Origin of the sequence: Litoribacterium kuwaitense (genome assembly GCF_011058155.1) — a bacterium.
Classification (GTDB): Bacteria; Bacillota; Bacilli; order Bacillales; family DSM-28697; genus Litoribacterium; species Litoribacterium kuwaitense.
Genome location: NZ_JAALFC010000055.1, coordinates 1 through 16,547, shown reverse-complemented (window position 1 = coordinate 16,547; position 16,547 = coordinate 1). Strand labels below are relative to the sequence as shown.

The 16,547-nt window shown below is 42.1% G+C and carries 20 protein-coding genes; 15 read left to right on the top strand and 5 right to left on the bottom strand.

Annotated elements, in window-relative coordinates:
• Both G4V62_RS17590 and G4V62_RS17585 read right to left on the bottom strand, forming a co-directional pair.
• A partial coding sequence (locus tag G4V62_RS17590) for a hypothetical protein (protein WP_165204742.1) occupies positions 1-397 on the bottom strand: 397 nt, incomplete at its 3' end.
• A 265-nt stretch (positions 398-662) separates the two neighbouring features.
• The gene (locus tag G4V62_RS17585; protein WP_165204740.1) at positions 663-803 is read right to left on the bottom strand and encodes a hypothetical protein; all 141 of its coding nucleotides are present in this window, start codon (positions 801-803) and stop codon (positions 663-665) included.
• A 255-nt stretch (positions 804-1,058) separates the two neighbouring features.
• On the opposite strand from G4V62_RS17585, the gene G4V62_RS20440 reads away from it, so the two are divergent.
• From G4V62_RS20440 to G4V62_RS17540, 10 genes are all read left to right on the top strand, one after another.
• Positions 1,059-1,184, top strand: coding sequence for a hypothetical protein (locus G4V62_RS20440; protein ID WP_281359718.1), 126 nt, complete (start codon positions 1,059-1,061; stop codon positions 1,182-1,184).
• 282 nt (positions 1,185-1,466) lie between these two features.
• Entirely contained in the window at positions 1,467-2,168 is a 702-nt protein-coding gene (locus G4V62_RS17580; RefSeq protein WP_246218519.1) for an HAD family hydrolase, read from the top strand.
• A 1-nt stretch (position 2,169) separates the two neighbouring features.
• Positions 2,170-3,018 (top strand): MurR/RpiR family transcriptional regulator, encoded by an 849-nt coding sequence (locus tag G4V62_RS17575; RefSeq protein WP_165204736.1) that lies wholly within the window; start codon positions 2,170-2,172, stop codon positions 3,016-3,018.
• 65 nt (positions 3,019-3,083) lie between these two features.
• Positions 3,084-4,655 (top strand): ABC transporter substrate-binding protein, encoded by a 1,572-nt coding sequence (locus G4V62_RS17570; protein WP_165204734.1) that lies wholly within the window; start codon positions 3,084-3,086, stop codon positions 4,653-4,655.
• A 15-nt stretch (positions 4,656-4,670) separates the two neighbouring features.
• Positions 4,671-5,612 carry an ABC transporter permease gene (locus G4V62_RS17565; protein WP_312855533.1) on the top strand — a complete coding sequence of 314 codons (942 nt, stop codon included), beginning with the start codon at positions 4,671-4,673 and terminating at the stop codon, positions 5,610-5,612.
• 7 nt (positions 5,613-5,619) lie between these two features.
• The gene (locus G4V62_RS17560; protein ID WP_246218516.1) at positions 5,620-6,432 is read left to right on the top strand and encodes an ABC transporter permease; all 813 of its coding nucleotides are present in this window, start codon (positions 5,620-5,622) and stop codon (positions 6,430-6,432) included.
• Positions 6,433-6,444: 12 nt separating this feature from the next.
• A complete protein-coding gene (locus G4V62_RS20715) occupies positions 6,445-7,380 on the top strand; it encodes an ABC transporter ATP-binding protein (protein ID WP_165204730.1) in 936 nt (311 codons plus the stop codon).
• A 14-nt stretch (positions 7,381-7,394) separates the two neighbouring features.
• Positions 7,395-8,195 (top strand): ATP-binding cassette domain-containing protein, encoded by an 801-nt coding sequence (locus G4V62_RS17550; RefSeq protein WP_165204728.1) that lies wholly within the window; start codon positions 7,395-7,397, stop codon positions 8,193-8,195.
• A 22-nt stretch (positions 8,196-8,217) separates the two neighbouring features.
• The gene (locus tag G4V62_RS17545) at positions 8,218-9,036 is read left to right on the top strand and encodes a putative phosphoesterase (protein ID WP_165204726.1); all 819 of its coding nucleotides are present in this window, start codon (positions 8,218-8,220) and stop codon (positions 9,034-9,036) included.
• A 424-nt stretch (positions 9,037-9,460) separates the two neighbouring features.
• Entirely contained in the window at positions 9,461-10,054 is a 594-nt protein-coding gene (locus G4V62_RS17540) for an ankyrin repeat domain-containing protein (RefSeq protein ID WP_165204724.1), read from the top strand.
• Between the two features lie 283 nt (positions 10,055-10,337).
• Here G4V62_RS17540 and G4V62_RS17535 read toward each other — a convergent pair whose 3' ends face one another.
• Positions 10,338-10,853, bottom strand: coding sequence for a CueP family metal-binding protein (locus tag G4V62_RS17535; RefSeq protein WP_165204744.1), 516 nt, complete (start codon positions 10,851-10,853; stop codon positions 10,338-10,340).
• Positions 10,854-11,306: 453 nt separating this feature from the next.
• On the opposite strand from G4V62_RS17535, the gene G4V62_RS17530 reads away from it, so the two are divergent.
• The 3 genes from G4V62_RS17530 to salA all read left to right on the top strand — a co-directional run bounded on the left by G4V62_RS17530 (position 11,307) and on the right by salA (position 13,629).
• Entirely contained in the window at positions 11,307-11,738 is a 432-nt protein-coding gene (locus G4V62_RS17530) for a DUF2521 family protein (protein ID WP_165204722.1), read from the top strand.
• 52 nt (positions 11,739-11,790) lie between these two features.
• Positions 11,791-12,513, top strand: coding sequence for an N-acetylmuramoyl-L-alanine amidase CwlD (gene cwlD / locus G4V62_RS17525; RefSeq protein WP_165204720.1), 723 nt, complete (start codon positions 11,791-11,793; stop codon positions 12,511-12,513).
• A gap of 66 nt (positions 12,514-12,579) precedes the next feature.
• A complete protein-coding gene (salA, locus tag G4V62_RS17520) occupies positions 12,580-13,629 on the top strand; it encodes an iron-sulfur carrier protein/transcriptional regulator SalA (protein ID WP_165204718.1) in 1,050 nt (349 codons plus the stop codon).
• A 66-nt stretch (positions 13,630-13,695) separates the two neighbouring features.
• Here the strand turns inward: salA and gerD are convergent, their stop codons facing one another.
• Positions 13,696-14,319: a spore germination lipoprotein GerD gene (gene gerD / locus G4V62_RS17515; RefSeq protein ID WP_165204716.1), complete on the bottom strand. Its 624-nt coding sequence runs from the start codon at positions 14,317-14,319 to the stop codon at positions 13,696-13,698.
• Positions 14,320-14,524: 205 nt separating this feature from the next.
• Here gerD and G4V62_RS17510 point away from each other — a divergent pair, with 205 nt between their 5' ends.
• A complete protein-coding gene (locus tag G4V62_RS17510; protein ID WP_165204715.1) occupies positions 14,525-15,145 on the top strand; it encodes a KinB-signaling pathway activation protein in 621 nt (206 codons plus the stop codon).
• 34 nt (positions 15,146-15,179) lie between these two features.
• On the opposite strand, the gene G4V62_RS17505 is transcribed toward G4V62_RS17510, so the two are convergent.
• Entirely contained in the window at positions 15,180-15,932 is a 753-nt protein-coding gene (locus tag G4V62_RS17505; RefSeq protein ID WP_165204714.1) for a polysaccharide deacetylase family protein, read from the bottom strand.
• Between the two features lie 121 nt (positions 15,933-16,053).
• On the opposite strand from G4V62_RS17505, the gene G4V62_RS17500 reads away from it, so the two are divergent.
• Positions 16,054-16,281 (top strand): hypothetical protein, encoded by a 228-nt coding sequence (locus tag G4V62_RS17500; protein WP_165204713.1) that lies wholly within the window; start codon positions 16,054-16,056, stop codon positions 16,279-16,281.
• Positions 16,282-16,547: the final 266 nt, after the last annotated feature.

The following is a 16,547-nucleotide window of genomic DNA, read 5'->3' as shown; positions in this document are numbered from 1 at the left end:
TTTTGGGGATTTTTAACCCGATATTGACAACCTTTCCAGACTTTCCAGCATGACTAAACATATATACATCACAAAAATCAATTTTTGAACCATTTGCTAATGAAATGACACCATTGATTGAAGCGAACTTCCCATGTGTTAATACTTGGTCAATTTCAAGGCAATCAACAATGTTTTTATCTTCATCGTGTAAAATGGAACTTAATGAACTACGGCCTTCGAATTTTTTATGATCTTTCAATGCAAACCATACCACATGCTCATCCGCATATTCATTGATGACGTCATGTTGCTGCTTTAATAGAGCTACTGTAAAATCGATGACTATTTTTTTCCTAGGAGCATTGTCACACCCTTTTGGAATGATAAGCCTCATTTCATTTGAAGAACTGTTCACTTCACTTCAACTCCCTAAGAACCATTTTTTTAGGTTTGCTCTAAAGTTTCTTGTTTCTTCGTTTCAGTGACACGCGTTACATAGAATTAATGTCCGAGTTAGTAAGCTGTTTGATCAGCTTCCAATTTTCCTCTACTGCCAAACATGTGCTTTAAGATGTATTAAGAGAACGACAGCTGCCATTCATCCCTGTTGAATCATTTCGCGACGTGGAGAGCGATTTAAAAGAGCGGGGAGTCCTAAAAATACCCTTCGTGAAAGAAAGCTATTGTTTCTTATCCCTGATGTCTCTTAGCAATTCAATGATTTGTTCATTTTGCTGCTTTATAATTTTTGCTTTCTTTTCAAGGTTACTCATCGATATGAACATGACAATAAAAATGGCTAGTAATGCGAAAAATTCCACGCTAGGAGCTCCTTTCAGAAAAGATTTTTCAGACAATGACTTAGGCTAAATATAGCATAAAGCGGTAAGGATCAGCTGAAACACACAATAATACAGCTTTGATACAAGATTAATGTCATTTTGCAGGATCCCTCTTGTAGGCTATAGATTGGAAGCTTTGCAAATGTCTATCGAGCTGAATGGAGGATGTAACGTAGAAAAAAACAATGGCATTATCGTTAATCGCCGTACTATTTTTAGGCACAGGAGCAGCTTGTGCCACAATTTCAGCTCAGCCGGAAGCTCGAAGCTCATGATACGAAAGTCCAGCAATCAGAGAACAATCGCCTTAAGTTTGATTTTGATCAAGAAAAGTATGAGTTGAACTTTGTGCAAGAATAAGATCGGTCATATTATACGTTGTCGTAGGAGCCCTCACCCCCATTCGGCTGAGGGCTTTTTATTCTGGACTTTTTCATGGATTGGCAAAAAAGTGTTACACATGCGTATGTTTGAAAACTTCTCCTTAATCGCGTTCATCTTTACATATTCTTTACCATTCGTTGAAATTAGCAAAGTAATTGGTTGTTAGAATCATTTTTGAAGGAGGATAACCACACAAGAAACAATTGGTGGAGGATAAACTTCGGAAGATTGTATGAGGAGGATTTCAATTTGGCGGGAATGATTTGGTTTGATTTAGGCAACACATTGGTTTATGTACGAAGAGAAGAAATATATCAAAAAAAATTGATTGAAATTGGTGTTCACAAAACAATCGCCGACTTACATATGGCTTTTCATCTCACAGATAAATACTTTATGCGCGAACACCCCGGACTGCTAGGGAAAAGATATGAAGTGTTTGCCGAGGATTATTATCAGACATTGCATCAGCATTTAAACATCACGATGGAGCAAATGCCACAAGCACTCATAAGCCCTTACGATCCGAGTCAGCCGAAAGGTGAATGGGAGGCCTTTCCGGAGACGATTCCTACCTTAGCTGCATTAAAAGAGAAGGGCTTTGGGATTGGTCTCATTAGTAACTGGAATAATACGGCTCGGGATGTGCTTGAAAAAACCGGTATCATGCCTTATTTGGATGAGGTTGTCATTTCCTCTGAATTGCAGATTGAAAAGCCGGACGAGCGTATTTTTACGTATGCACTACAGCAAGCTAAGGTGAGAGCGGAAGACTGTGTATACGTTGGAGATAACTACTATGATGACGTGATTGGTAGCGGGAAAGTTGGCATGGCGTGCGTATTAATAAACCCCTATGGCAGAACCGGAATTGAGGAAGTGAACCATGAAAGTATCATCACAGGGATCGGCGAACTTCTATCTGCCTTGGAACCTAAACTAGCATCTAGGACTGAATAAGATGAAGATCAATGAACGTATCAGAGAAAAATATCCGAGTTTGAGCAGCTCGCAACAAAAAGTTGCTTACTATATTTTAGAAAACATGGAAGAGGTGGTGATTGCATCTGCCCATAAGGTTGCCATGTCGTCTGATGTTAGCGAAACGACGGTTCACCGTCTGACCCAGCAATTAGGCTATGAAAGCTTTACCGCTATGAAACAGGACATTCACCAATTTATTCGCCAAGATTACCGGGCTTTAAACAATTTGATTACGACGACGACATTGAAGCAAGATAATTGGCTCCATAAACACTTTATTCTGGAAGCTGAGAATATCATTAAAACGAGCGAAGAGCTGAATCAAGAAGACATTGCGACAGCCGCCCAAAAACTTTTGAACGCTTCACAAATTTGGATTGCCGGCTGGCGAATGAGTTTTTCAGTCACATCGTACATGCAGTTTATCTTAAATTACATGCTTGGAAAAGGGATTCTTGTCCCCCAGGGTGAGACAGCAGAATACGCTGCTTATATCAAGGGTGAAGATGTCGTCTTCATTTGTGCATTCCCGAGATACGATAAAAGAACGTTGGAATTTGCCAAGATCGCCAGAGAAAAAGGAGCTCTCGTCATCGGCTTAACCGATTCACCGTTGTCGGCCGCCTGTAAACACATTGATCTGCCGATATTCGTCAAGTGTAAGTCAAAAGGCTTTCTCGACTCGTATACAGCAGCGGTATCTGTGTGTAATGCCATCGTCAACGAGATTTCTTTTGTAGGAGAAGACGTCGTTAAAAAAAACATAAAAGATGTGGAAGATAACTTTGTCAGATTTAATCAGACGTACGATTGGAAATATGAATAGGTATGGTCGCTTTCATAAATCAATTTTAAATACGATCACAATTTGAATACGAGGTGTAATCAAAGATGAAAAAAATCTTACAAATGAGCTTTCTCGCATTGCTATTCGTCATTGTGTTAAGTGCATGTAATAGTGCCCCAGAGGAATCGACGAACAGTTCGAATACAAGTGGAAACACGAATGAATCTGCGAACTCAAAAAGTGCTGAAGAAAGTGCTGAGGATGCTGTTGTTCGCATCGCAATGTCATCAGAACTTGATAGTCTTGACCCGCACCAGTCGTCAGGAACCGATACAGGATCAATGATGAATAACGTTTTTGACGGATTATTGGACACGAATGAAGCAGGGGAGTTAGTTCCTAACATAGCCAAAGAATATGAGGTTTCTGAAGATAACCTTACGTATACGTTTAAGCTTGTTGAAAATGCGATTTTCCACAATGGCGAGCCTGTTACTGCGAAAGACGTTGTCTATTCTTATTCCAAGTTGGCTGGGTTGGACACAGGTGAGCCTTTGTCTGATAAATGGGCAATGGTCGAAAAGGTAGAGGCTCTAGGCGATTATGAAGTGGCCATTACGTTAGACAAAATTGACTCAGGGTTTTTAGCGCGTACCATTTCACCAATCATTCCTGAAGGATATACAGACCAAGCAACTCATCCGATTGGAGCGGGACCGTTCAAATTTGTTGAATACAAAATTGGCCAAGAGTTAGTGCTTGAGCGATTTGACGAATACTATATGGAAGACAAGGTTCCAGAAGTGAAAGAAGCACGCTTCGTCATCCTTCCAGATGAAGAAACGGCGATCTTAGCGATGCAGTCTGGCGAAATCGATATTATTCCGGCGATTTCTGAGCAAGGTGTAATGCAGCTTGGCGATAAAATCACAACCATTTCAGGTCCACAAAACATGTCTGTCATCCTCGGCTTGAACCATCAGGTAGAGCCTTTGAACGATGTGAAAGTTCGTCAAGCGATCAATATGGCGATCGATAAACAACAGATCATTGATACCGTCTTCCAAGGAAATGCGACAAGGATTGATTCAAATTTCAGCCCTGCCATGCCGGTTTATTACGAAGATAGCGTCGAAGGCTACTATGATCTAGATATTGCAGGGGCGAAGGAATTATTGGCCGAAGCCGGGTATCCGGAAGGCTTTGATCTTACATTAACGGCGCCTTCTCACCGCGCGATGTATACAGATACAGCGCAAATGATTGCTGAGCAATTAAAACAAATCAATGTCAATGTCATTATCGAGCCAATTGAGTGGAGCACGTGGCTGGATAGAGTTTATACACAATTTGATCATGAATCAACACTGATTGGATTTACCGGGAAGATTGATCCGTATGATATTTTAATCCGCTTTGTGGACGGGTATTCACGTAACTTTATTCATTACAATAATCCAGCCTATAACCAAGCGATTGAAAACGCGACGCTAGAAGTTGATGAGACGAAGAGAGCTGACTACTATAAGGAAGCGCAAAGAATTCTGACAGAAGATGCAGCAAGTGTATTTTTGCTTGATCCAGACCGCGTGACGGCAATGAGAAAAGGCCTTTCTGGATTAAAGTTATACCCAATGCAAAAGTTTAATTTAGAAGATCTTACGATTGACGAATAAAGGGAGGATGTTCGAGTGGCGACGCTGTTACTAAAGAAGCTCTTATCCTTCTGTACAACGATATTCATCGTGTCATTACTGATATTCTTTATGTTTAACATTTTGCCTGGTAGTCCCGCACAAGCCATCTTAGGTATCGATGCGGATGAGCAGCAAATTAAAATATTAGAAGAACAATTGGGGCTAAATCAGCCCCTCTATGTTCAATATTTCGATTGGATTAAAGGCGTTTTTCAAGGAGATTTTGGCGAGTCGTACAAATACCGCCAGCCTGTTACCGATATCCTTCAAGATCGGATGCCCGTATCCTTTTCATTAGCGATGTTTTCCCTCATGTTAACAGTATTGATAGGTATACCTTTAGGGATTTTTATCGCAAAAGAAGACGGCAAGCTACATTCTGTCGCTTTATCCATCTTGACGCAAATTGGTATTTCCACACCATCGTTTTGGATCGGATTTATCTTGATCTGGCTCTTTGCTGTGCAATTGGGGCTGTTCCCTACGCACGGATATGTGCCTTGGTCGGAGAGCTTTTGGGGCGCTGTTAAGTCGCTATTTCTCCCATCTCTCGCCATTGCGATCGGCAACATCGCCATCGTCATTCGCTATTTGAAGAACTCTGTATTAGATCAAGCAAAGCAAGATTACGTCCGGACGGCGAAAGTGAAAGGTCTATCGTCCAATGAAATTGTGTACGGTCACGTATTGCGAAATGCATTACTTCCGGTGCTGACCATTTTAGGTTTGATTACGGCTGATACGTTAGGTGGAAGCATTATTATTGAGAACGTGTTTGCACTGCAAGGTTTAGGCAGCCTGCTAACGACGTCCATAGACAGTCGTGACTTTCCATTAATTCAATCGTTAATATTGATCATTTCTCTTATTGTGATCGTGATGAATTTCATTGTTGATTTAATGTATCAAGTAATTGATCCAAGAATTAGAGGATAGGTGTGACATGATGCAACGACAGAGGAACGTGACCCTCTATATAGGAGCTTTCCTTGTAGGGGCATTATTTTTAATGATGGTGGTTAGTTTATTTTGGACATCCTATGATCCAAATCAAATGTTTCCCGAAAAAGCACTACAGCCTCCGTCATGGGAGCATCCGTTCGGAACAGACAATTTTGGCAGAGATATTTTCTCCCGTATATTAGATGGCTCAAAAACAGCCTTTTATATCGGCTTTACCTCAATCACGATTGCTTTAAGCATCGGCTTTATCATCGGTGCAATCGCAGGCTATTTTGGAGGATGGATCGATGAAGTATTCATGCGCATAGTCGATTCAATTTTAGCGATACCTGGCATTTTATTTGCGATCATGCTCGTTTCGGTTTTTAGCGTAGGTATGCAAAACACCATTCTCGCGTTAGGAATTATGGGCATTCCTACGTTTGCGAGAATCATCCGCAGTGGTTTTATGCAAGTAAAGGAATTTGATTTTGTACAATCGATTAAGGTAAAGGGTGCAGGCTCTTTTAGGATTATTTTCATACATATTCTCCCAAACATCGCATCACCCATGGTCGTAGCGTCGACGCTGTTTTTTTCCAGTGCCATTTTAGCTGAGTCAGGATTGAGCTATTTAGGTCTCGGCGTTCAACCACCGGACCCTAGCTGGGGAAGGATGCTTAATGAAGCTCAACCGTTTATGATGAATGCCCCTTGGTATATTTTCATCACAGGTATATTCATTACACTCTTAGTATTAGGCTTTAATTTACTTGGAGATGGTTTGCGAGAATTAAGTGATAAGAAGAAATAGGTGGTGAATCCTGTGGGAAACCCTATATTAAATGTGAAGGACCTCAATGTTTCTTTTAAAATAGGCAAACATACGTATCCGGCATTAGACGATGTTTCTTTCAGTGTGATGGAAAATTCAATTGTCGGGGTAGTCGGAGAGTCAGGGAGCGGAAAGAGTTTAACCGCCCAATCGATCTTAGGAATTCTTCCGAAAAATGCAGTCGTCGAATCTGGAAGCATTTGTTTAGATCAAGATGAATTGATAAATAAAAGCACGAAACAATGGGAGAAGCTCCGTAGCAATGAAATTTCAATGATCTTTCAAGAGCCGATGACCGCGCTGAACCCATTAATGAAGGTCGGTACGCAAATCGAAGAAGTGTTAAAGAAGCATACAAATGATCCAAAAAAAGTGCGCCGAGAAAAGACGATTCAGATGATGCGTGAGGTCGGTCTTCCAAGGCCGGAAAGTCTCTATCATTCATATCCGCATGAATTATCCGGTGGGATGAGACAGCGTATAGTGATCGCCATTGCTTTAGTCAATGATCCAAAATTAATTATCGCTGACGAACCAACAACGGCGCTTGATGTCACCATTCAAGATCAAATCTTAAAGCTTCTAAAAGAAATGATTCGAAAACGAAATGGTGCCATGCTGTTTATTTCCCATGACTGGGGCGTGGTGACGCAAATTTGTGATTACGTCCTTGTCGTATATGCAGGAAAAATTATTGAACAAGGCCCGATGGATGAGCTCATTAAAAGCCCAAAACACCCGTACACAAAAGGGTTGCTACAGGCAATTCCCACTTATCAAAAACGAGGGGAAAAGCTGTATAACATCCCGTTACGGGTTCCTGCCTTAACAGAGCGGAAAAAAGGGGAATGGCCGTATATTAAAGTGACAGAACAAAACAGAAAATACATCAGAGATATCTTTCCGGAAGCATTACAGGAACAGTGAAGGGAGGGAGTCAGTTGCAACCTATTTTGGAAGCAAAAAATTTGAGTAAACATTATCGAATTGCGCGGAAAAAGTTGTGGCAAAAACACACTTATGTTCATGCGTTAAAAGGTGTAAGCTTTCAGGTCGCCCAAGGAGAATCATTTGGCATTGTTGGTGAAAGTGGCTCGGGAAAGTCAACCGTAGCACATTTAATGATGGGTCTGAAGCAGCCAGATCAAGGTGAAATTCTTTTTAACGGGAAAAACACCGCCCGGTTTTCAAAAGCAGAGAAAAAACAACTATGCTGTAAGCTGCAAATTGTCTTCCAAGATCCCTATAGCTCGTTAAACCCTAGGCATTCGATTGAGTGGGCCCTGCTTGAGCCACTAATCATTCATAAAATCGGAACGAAAGCGTCACGAAAACAGAAAGTCATCAAAACGTTAGAAGAAGTAGGCTTGGATCAATCCTATTTGAAAAAGATGCCTCATGAATTAAGTGGAGGTCAAAGGCAGCGCGTCGCGATTGCAAGTGCATTAATCCTTGACCCAGAAGTTGTCATTATTGATGAAGGCGTCTCCTCATTGGATGTGTCCATTCAAGCGTCCATTTTAAACCTATTAAACGACCTTAAACAAAAGCACCAGCTCACATATATTTTTATTTCACATGATTTAAACGTCGTGCAGTATTTTTGCGATCGGATTGCCGTCGTTTATTTAGGCGAGCTTATAGAACAATTTAAAACCGAAGACTTTCACGAAGTGGACTACGAAGAGTACACGAAAAAGCTGTTTGATGCGATTCCAATGGTGCCTTCGGTTCAAGATTGAAGTGTAAAAAGGAGCGGTTCACATGAGGTTGGGTGTTATTTCAGATTTGCATATTGATACGAACAGTGATGAAACATGGAGCAGCGAAGATTTTAAAACCATCCTTGCACGAGAGCTGTCTGAACAAAAGGTGGAGCTGTTGTTAATTGCAGGCGATGTTTCCAATCATCATAAACTGTCACATGCATTTGTTAAAAGCTTGAAGGAAATCAGCGGGATCGATATCCTCTTTATACCAGGCAATCATGATTATTGGGATCAAGAAAATGAGCATAAAGCAACATGGGAGATTTACAATGATTTTAAAGCGCAAGAAGAAAGCCTCTTAGAGAAGCCATACCATATTAACGATGAATGGGTTATTGTCGGTCATAGTGGCTGGTATGATTATACATACGCGGATTCGAGATTTAGTACGGAGCATTTACAAGAGCGCACGTACAACGGTCGAACGTGGAAGGATAAGCTGTACACTGATTGGCAGATGAGCGATCGAGAGCTGTCCAAGCTGTTTGCCGACAAAGTGCAGAATGACTTGGAACAAGTGAAAGATAAGAAGGTGATTCTCATGACACACATGGTCACCTATCAAAAATTCTCTGTGCAAATGCCTCATCCGGTATTTGACTATTTTAATGCTTTTATCGGTACATCTCATTACATTCCTTTCTTTCAAAACTACCCTGTAAAGTACAACATTATGGGACATGTTCATCATCGTGAAAGCGAAGAAAAAGATGGTATCATTCATATTTGTTCGTGTCTTGGAAACAGGAAAGAATGGGGCAGTGACGATCTGCACAGGGAAATCGAGGATACGCTGAGCATCATCGATTTATAAGAAGAAACGGTCACATTAAACTTCAACTTTTACTGTCAGCAACAATGACAGAACACGCAAAACGATGAAGTGTAGGAGAATACTTAAAGCAAAGTCGGCAGTAACCGGAGGTTGGACGGAGGTGTCTAACCATGTACAAAGCAACGCTCTCAGTCAGATGGAGGCTGGGGGCTTTTTTCACGGTCGTTAGTTAGAGCGAACGGCTTTTTTTAATTTCCTTCGACGCTCTGGTAGAATTAATATAGGAATTTCCTCAGCTTAGATGATTCAATTTTGCGAAATATTTTAGTGGCATCCTTGCAGATTGCGAAAGGGTGAAGTTGATGAGAATGAAGCTTGTTTTTTGTGTGTTCTTGTGTTGCTCATTGGTCAAGGGTGTTCTCAAGGTGATGTTGAATTAACGCAAAATGAGGGGGGAGAAGCAATGTACGATTCTTTATTGCAAGCAGCCAAACAGCAAGATACGGAGGAAGTAAAGCGCTATGTTGAGGCAGGAGCCGACGTAGACAAGCAAGATACAGACGGGCGTACAGCGTTAATGATCGCTACTCGCGCGAACGACATCGAGACGGCAAAAGTGTTAATTGCTGCGGGAGCCGACGTGAATTTACAAGACGACATTCAAGATAACCCATTCTTATATGCTGGCGCCGAAGGGCATCTTGATATTTTAAAGCTGACCATTGAGGCTGGCGCTGATCCGGCATTGACTAATCGCTATGGTGGAACGGCGCTTATTCCGGCTGCCGAGCACGGGTATGTAGACGTCATTCAAGTGCTGCTCACGACAACCGACATAGATATCAATCACGTGAACGACCTCGGCTGGACGGCATTAATGGAAGCGGTGATCTTAGGTGATGGCGGCAAAAAGCAGCAAGAGACCGTTCAATTGCTCATTGACTATGGTGCAGATGTAAACATTCCCGATAACGAAGGGGTCACCCCATTGCAGCATGCTCGGAACAAAGGGTTTACCGAAATCGAGGATATTCTTTTAAAAGCGGATGCTCAATAGCGCAGGCTTTCTCCTGGTCGGTAAGAGGGGGTGCTAAAGAGATAGAGCACCAAAAAGCATACGATCGCGCGTATGCAGCCTGTATAGAAAGCGCTTTTTGACCCGTCGTTGCTTGACCTGCGCGTCCTACTAATGAACGAAAGCTTCTATGATAATCTTTGAATTTAGGCTGGCAAACGCGTTCGAAAATATGAAAGAGGTGCTAAGCTTTCTAAAAGAAAGAGCGTAGCCAAAGCCCGAAAAGACTTTGGCTACACTTGTGCCCACTGCTTTTTTGTCTACCTTATGTTAATTGCATTGTCGTAATGCACGTGCCATCGCCTGCAAATGTAGACAGCTCAGACGCGACTTCTTTACCGTCATGCGTGATGACAACTTGATATGTTTGATCTCTAGGGAGCCATAGATCGATAAATCCGTTCGCTAACGTTTTCATTTGTTCGTCGACGACGACATTGCCATCTTGATCTTCAATATAGACAGCAAATGATTCTTCCACCATTTCGCCCTGACACCCTGTCAGGCTATGGTCTGTACACGGATGTGTTTGGTTGACGTATGGTGCAATTGAAACAAAAAACTCGTCTTCAGGCAAAGTATATACAGTTTGGTCTTCGTTATCCTCAGTGACAATCAAATGCTCAGACGTGATCGAAGCATTTGCGGCATTTTTTTGCCCGGCACTATAATCGTTGACCAATTCTTTAATATTAGTCTCACTAGTAGGTGTAGCCTCATCTGCATTTTCTCCGCCGCAAGCGGTTAAAAAAGAGCTGCGAGCATCACAATACCCAGCCATTTTATCTTCATATCGTTCCCTCCACCATTTATTTTTTTCTATCATACCATTGGCTTCCCTTGGAATGCTCTGACTTTTAGCAATTGCCATGAGATCGTCATTTTTTTGCGCTAACCCATTTTTTCGTCAAGTGCTTTGTAAGGTCGTCTTCGGTCTTCCCCTCTATGGGTATCGACGGGGACGTATGTAACTGTTTTTGCCATCTGCGAGCGTAAAATCCTCATCGCAGCAAAGCGCCTATGGTTTCTCTCCTGATTATAAATGATATAAAAATCTAGTGCATGATAAGGGTACATATCACGAGAAGCTCCAACAAAATCTCGATCATGATTGCTCGGGAAAAGTAAAAATGAACCCCTGCTTCGCCTCATATACACAGACAGCCATCTTCATCGTATGATTTTTCCTCAATTGCAGAACCTAAGCCAAAACTTGATAAGGAGTTCTGTACATATGTCGGATGTAATCCCTTTTGAAGCATGGCGTCAAGAAAAGGAGTGGGCGACCGAAAAGCAGTTCGTTCAATACTTGTCTTTTGAAGAATTGGAGGAATGGGCTGAGCGAATCTTTAAACCATTCTTCACGTCGAAGCATCTTTTTGAGCATACGATTTTTCCATTTTGCGCGGATATCGGCCTTGAGACCTTTCTATATGGAGCGAAACAAAGTCGACTATTAGCTGGGCGGTCGGAGGAAACCATCCAAGCCATTTGGCGGAAGAAAGAACATCTGCTCGTCGCCGAATTATTCGACTTTATGTCGTACTGGTCCGCGCCTGCAGATGGGTCTGAATTGGGGTATGGATGTGAACACTTTATCGATCAGTGGTGGCACAAAGGTTTTCAATGCGGAAAAAAACGCCAACGTTTAAAGCTCTGGAAGTAGTCATAACCACCCTCCTTGTCCCATATAAAATAATGGGGGAGGGACGGACAGAATGAAGGTAAAATGGACAGTGGGAATTTTTTCTTGCGTGCTCGTTTTTAGTATTGCGCTTTTTGTCTTTAATGGGCAGGGGACGCCAACAGTTGCTAGCTTACCTTTATCAGGAAAAGTGATCATGCTCGATGCGGGTCATGGCGGGGCGGATGGAGGAGCGGTAAATCGCGATGGCACCATTTTAGAGAAAGACGTGACACTATCATTAACGAAAAAGCTACGCGACTATTTGCAAGAAGGCGGGGCACTTGTGTATTTGACACGAGAAAAGGACACAGACCTTGCTGGTGATATAAAAGGGTTATCTAAGCGCAAGACGGCGGATTTAAAAAAGCGACTGTCACTCATTAATCGCTCCGAGGCGGACTTATTTTTATCGATTCACCTCAATGCGATTCCTTCATCTAGATGGCGTGGTGCGCAGACATTTTATTTTCCCCGTGACGATAACGAACGATTAGCAGAGTCTATTCAATCAGAAGTACGTGACCAATTAGGAAATACTGAACGTGTAGCATTAGGAATCAATACAATTTTTCTGCAAAAGCACGCGGAGATGCCGAGCGCTCTTTTTGAAGCCGGTTTTTTATCAAACACAGAAGAAGCGCGTTTGCTCGCTAGCGACGATTATCAAGACAAGATGGCTGCGGCCATATATCGAGGCATATTACGGTATTTTGACGAAGCGGATAAGGAATCTGTGACTTCAATCCCATCATAAGACTGGGTAAGGAATGGTGTGTTATACTAAACATTAACAGTCTTATGAGAGAGAAGGGATAGACTTATGCTAAATGAGGCAAAAATGAAAGAGATCGTGTATTCCTTGACCGATCCTTTCTTACATAAATCACTGAAAGCGACAGGTGGGGTACGCGAGGTTAAGTGGGATGAAGAAAAGCGTCATGCGAGCTTGAAAATCGCTTTGCAAAAAATAAACTCTAAAGAGCAAATGGATTTACAGCAAAAAGTTGTCGAAAAGTTAAAAGCTGCCGGTGCCGAAACGGTCGGTCTTCGTTTTACTGAGATGACACCTGAAGAAGTGGAAGCGGCAGGTGGTACGGTTAGAAAAACGCCGGAGCTCTTGCGCGAAGACACAAAAACAACCTTTATTGCGATTGCTAGTGGTAAAGGGGGCGTTGGGAAATCAACTGTCACAGTTAATTTAGCAGTGAGCCTGGCTCGCTTAGGCAAAAAAGTAGGTGTCATCGACGCCGACATTTATGGCTTTAGTGTCCCTGATATGATGGGTGTCACCGAACGGCCAATGACGAAGGATAATCGAATTTACCCAGTTGAACGCTTTGGCGTTAAAGTCATTTCGACGGCTTTCTTTGTAGAAGACAACACTCCGGTCGTATGGCGTGGACCGATGCTCGGTAAAATGCTAAACAGCTTTTTTAAAGAAGTGGAATGGGGCGAGCTTGATTATCTATTGTTGGATTTGCCGCCTGGGACGGGAGATATGGCGCTTGACGTTCATCAACTGCTGCCCGCTAGCAAAGAGATTATCGTGACAACACCGCACCCGACAGCAGCATTTGTTGCAGCTAGAGCCGGTGCAATGGCTTTGCAAACGGAGCATGACATTTTAGGTGTCATTGAAAACATGTCTTATTTTGAAAGCAAGGTTACAGGTGAGAAAGAGCACATTTTTGGTCGAGGAGGCGGAAAAAAGCTTGCGGAAGAGCTGCAAACAGAGCTGCTAGGTCAACTGCCGCTTGAACAGCCTGACTGGGAGCGGGAAGATTTTTCTCCGTCGATCTATCAAGAAGGAGACGGTCTCTATACTCATTACAATGACATTGCTCAAAAAATAATTGATAAAACAACATAAAATAAAACAAAGCCGGTGCTACGATTACCAGTGACGTAGCCCGGCTTTTGTTTATAGACCAGCTTATTAGCCACCGCCGCCGCCAGTCTCGGATTGCGAAGACTCTTCACCACCGCTATCACCACTTCCTCCTTGACCCTGTTGTCCTTGCTGACCTTGGCCACCGCCACCAGCTTTTTGAACGGCTTCTTGGAGCTTGGACTGGAATAGAGGACTTTCTAATGTATCAGTGATGACCGATTGCATATGCTCTCGCAAGGCTTGGCTTTTCATAACTTCACTCATCTGCTCTTCAACCTGTGGATTTTTTAATAATTCGAGCATGAGCTTTTGGTACGCTGGATCCTTCATTAACTGTTTGAGAAGTTTTTCGTTTTGCTTCTCCATGCTTTTCGCCATTGCTTCCGCAGTTTGGCTGTCCTTTAGCGTTTCCTGCCAAAACTTTTTTGCTTCTTCAGAAAGAAGGGTTGTACGCATTGCCTCTTCGACAAACTCCTGATCCATCAGCATTGCTTGTTTGAGCTGATTATCCTCAAGGACGTTTTGAAGAGCTTTCTTTCCTTCATCCGTCTTTAAAATATCGACAACCATCTTTTTAGTGGTGTCGTATTCGCCTTGCTGCTGCGCTTGTGCGCCTGAGCCGCATGCGGTGAGTACGATCAACAAGAGGAGCCATGCCATTTTCTTCATTGGTCTGTCAAATCTCCTTTCCTCCTGTCCATATCTTTAATATACAAGCAGAAGCCATGAATTATTCAAAATGTCTCGTGAAGAATCACTGGTATTTTCTGATACAGCTTGATAAAATTTTTAGGAAACCGTTTTATCAAAAATCGTGTATGTTTTAATTAAGAAAAGGAATGTTACGTAATGAAGCAAAAAAGGAGTATTGCTGGTGAATAGTCGAAAGTGGGTATATTTATTTACAACAACGCTTGCCATAGGAATTGTTGCAACAATCATTGCTGGGTTTATCATTCGATGGTCTGATTATAAAAGCTTGTTTACACAAGGTGAAATTGGGGAAATCCTTGTGGTGGCGCTTTGGTTTTTAGGTATAGGGGCCATCTTCAGTCTGATTAGTCAAATGGGCTTCTTCGCCTATTTATTTATTCACAGATTTGGACTTGGTATTTTTAAGACAATATCACTCTGGAACGCTATACAAATCGTCTTGATCGCCTTTGCCTTATTCGATCTCTTCTTTTTTCGCTATCAGGCGTTCGGAGACGGTGGACCAGTGGCTCCGTATGTATGGCCGGCGGTGCTATTACTGTTGTTTAGCCTTCCGATCGCAGCATTAAAAGCTTATGACACCAACACAAAAGAAGCATTCCCGTCCGCGTTATTTTTTATGGTTGTTGTCACGATGATCGAATGGTTTCCTGTCTTACGTGAAAATGAATGGGATTGGGTGTTGCTCATGATCATTCCGCTATTTTTATGTAACGCTTGGCAAGTACTCATCTTACATCGTCTCGTAGGCACAGGAACAGAAAAGAAGTCAGCAGCTTAATAGGCATAAATATAAAGCGGCAAAGCCTGCCGCTTTATTGAACTTCTTCTGTATTTAATGACATATCTTCTATCAGTGCAGAGAGGGTCACCGGCACAAGATCTTTGTCCTGGAGCTTTTTTAACAGGTCAGGAAGCGCCACAAGTGTTTGCTGGGCAGAATCTGAAGCGTGCAAGAGCAAAATATCTCCTGACTTCGCATCAGCAAGGTTTTCTAAAATCTTTTCCTTGCCGGGATTTTTCCAATCCTCCGTGTTGATGCTCCAGTGGATCGTTTGGTAACCATTTTTATCGAGCGCTTGGATCACATCTGGATTTAGGTGACCATTGGGCGGACGGGCAAAAGACGTTGTCTTCACGCTCAATTTATCAAATACATTTGCTGCTTTTATAAGATTGCTTTGGATCTTATCCGGCTTCATGCCGACATAGCTTTCATAATTGTAACCGAGATTTCCAATATCATGACCATCCTCAGCAATTTGTTCCACGAGCTCAGGGTGCTTCTCAGCCCATTCTCCTGTTAGGAAAAAAGTCGCCGGAACGTTATTCTCTTTTAAAAAAGATAAAATCGGCGCTGCACGCTCGTCTCCCCAGCTAATGTTAAAAGTGAGTGCTACGCGATTTTTATCTTGAGGTCCATGATAAATGGCTCGTTGTTCAACTCCGGAAGCAGGCAAAGCGTCAAATGAAGATGTTTGTAGAAAAATGAACCAAGCACAAAAGAAAGCAAGAATAAAAGCGAAAGATATGCGCTTAAGTATACGCGCATGTACAACCCTAAACATCGTCTACACTCCCTTTACTCATCCTCAAAGTGGTCAAGCCTATGTTGATATAAACGTATGTCGTAAAGACAATCTGTATGTCAGTTAACTTAGAAAGAGTTGTAAATAAGAGGTGATATGAATGCTTGGGTTTATGGTCAACGAACAAGAGCAAAAAGAGCTCGTTTATATGATTAAAAGAGAACTTGAAGAAATCTTATTAGATATAGGAGATCACAGAATTAGTAGGGATTGCAAAATGCGAATGGAAAAACGTTACGACGTATTATTAAATCTGCTCGCTCGAGTTTCTTCGCGGTCTGAATGTCTTGAATACGTGCAGGCAAAAGACCAAAGGCAATCCAATTAACCAAAATTAGTTGTTGTCAAATAAACAAATGAATGATATTGTTATTTGGCTGACGTGATCAGAAAAAATTCTTTTAAAAAATGGGTTGACTGATTTTCAGACATGATGTATAGTATTAAAAGTCGCCACAAAAACGGTGACGTCATTGCCCTTTGAAAACTGAACAAAAGCCAAGCGTACAAACGTGCCATGTCGAGACATCGACATGTAAAACAAACAACTGTGCAAAGGACGAATCCCTTCTATATAGAAGGTGGATTCAAAAA

What these genes read in the sequence shown, in the direction of transcription:
- G4V62_RS17570 (WP_165204734.1), top strand. Translation starts at nt 3,084, where the DNA reads ATGAAAAAAATCTTACAAATGAGCTTTCTCGCATTGCTATTCGTCATT.
- gerD (WP_165204716.1), bottom strand. Translation starts at nt 14,319, where the DNA reads ATGAAGAAAATGGCATGGCTCCTCTTGTTGATCGTACTCACCGCATGC.
- salA (WP_165204718.1), top strand. Translation starts at nt 12,580, where the DNA reads ATGCTAAATGAGGCAAAAATGAAAGAGATCGTGTATTCCTTGACCGAT.
- G4V62_RS17560 (WP_246218516.1), top strand. Translation starts at nt 5,620, where the DNA reads ATGATGCAACGACAGAGGAACGTGACCCTCTATATAGGAGCTTTCCTT.
- G4V62_RS17530 (WP_165204722.1), top strand. Translation starts at nt 11,307, where the DNA reads ATGTCGGATGTAATCCCTTTTGAAGCATGGCGTCAAGAAAAGGAGTGG.
- G4V62_RS17545 (WP_165204726.1), top strand. Translation starts at nt 8,218, where the DNA reads ATGAGGTTGGGTGTTATTTCAGATTTGCATATTGATACGAACAGTGAT.
- G4V62_RS17580 (WP_246218519.1), top strand. Translation starts at nt 1,467, where the DNA reads ATGATTTGGTTTGATTTAGGCAACACATTGGTTTATGTACGAAGAGAA.
- G4V62_RS17575 (WP_165204736.1), top strand. Translation starts at nt 2,170, where the DNA reads ATGAAGATCAATGAACGTATCAGAGAAAAATATCCGAGTTTGAGCAGC.
- G4V62_RS17500 (WP_165204713.1), top strand. Translation starts at nt 16,054, where the DNA reads ATGCTTGGGTTTATGGTCAACGAACAAGAGCAAAAAGAGCTCGTTTAT.
- G4V62_RS17535 (WP_165204744.1), bottom strand. Translation starts at nt 10,853, where the DNA reads ATGGCTGGGTATTGTGATGCTCGCAGCTCTTTTTTAACCGCTTGCGGC.
- G4V62_RS17540 (WP_165204724.1), top strand. Translation starts at nt 9,461, where the DNA reads ATGTACGATTCTTTATTGCAAGCAGCCAAACAGCAAGATACGGAGGAA.
- cwlD (WP_165204720.1), top strand. Translation starts at nt 11,791, where the DNA reads ATGAAGGTAAAATGGACAGTGGGAATTTTTTCTTGCGTGCTCGTTTTT.
- G4V62_RS17505 (WP_165204714.1), bottom strand. Translation starts at nt 15,932, where the DNA reads ATGTTTAGGGTTGTACATGCGCGTATACTTAAGCGCATATCTTTCGCT.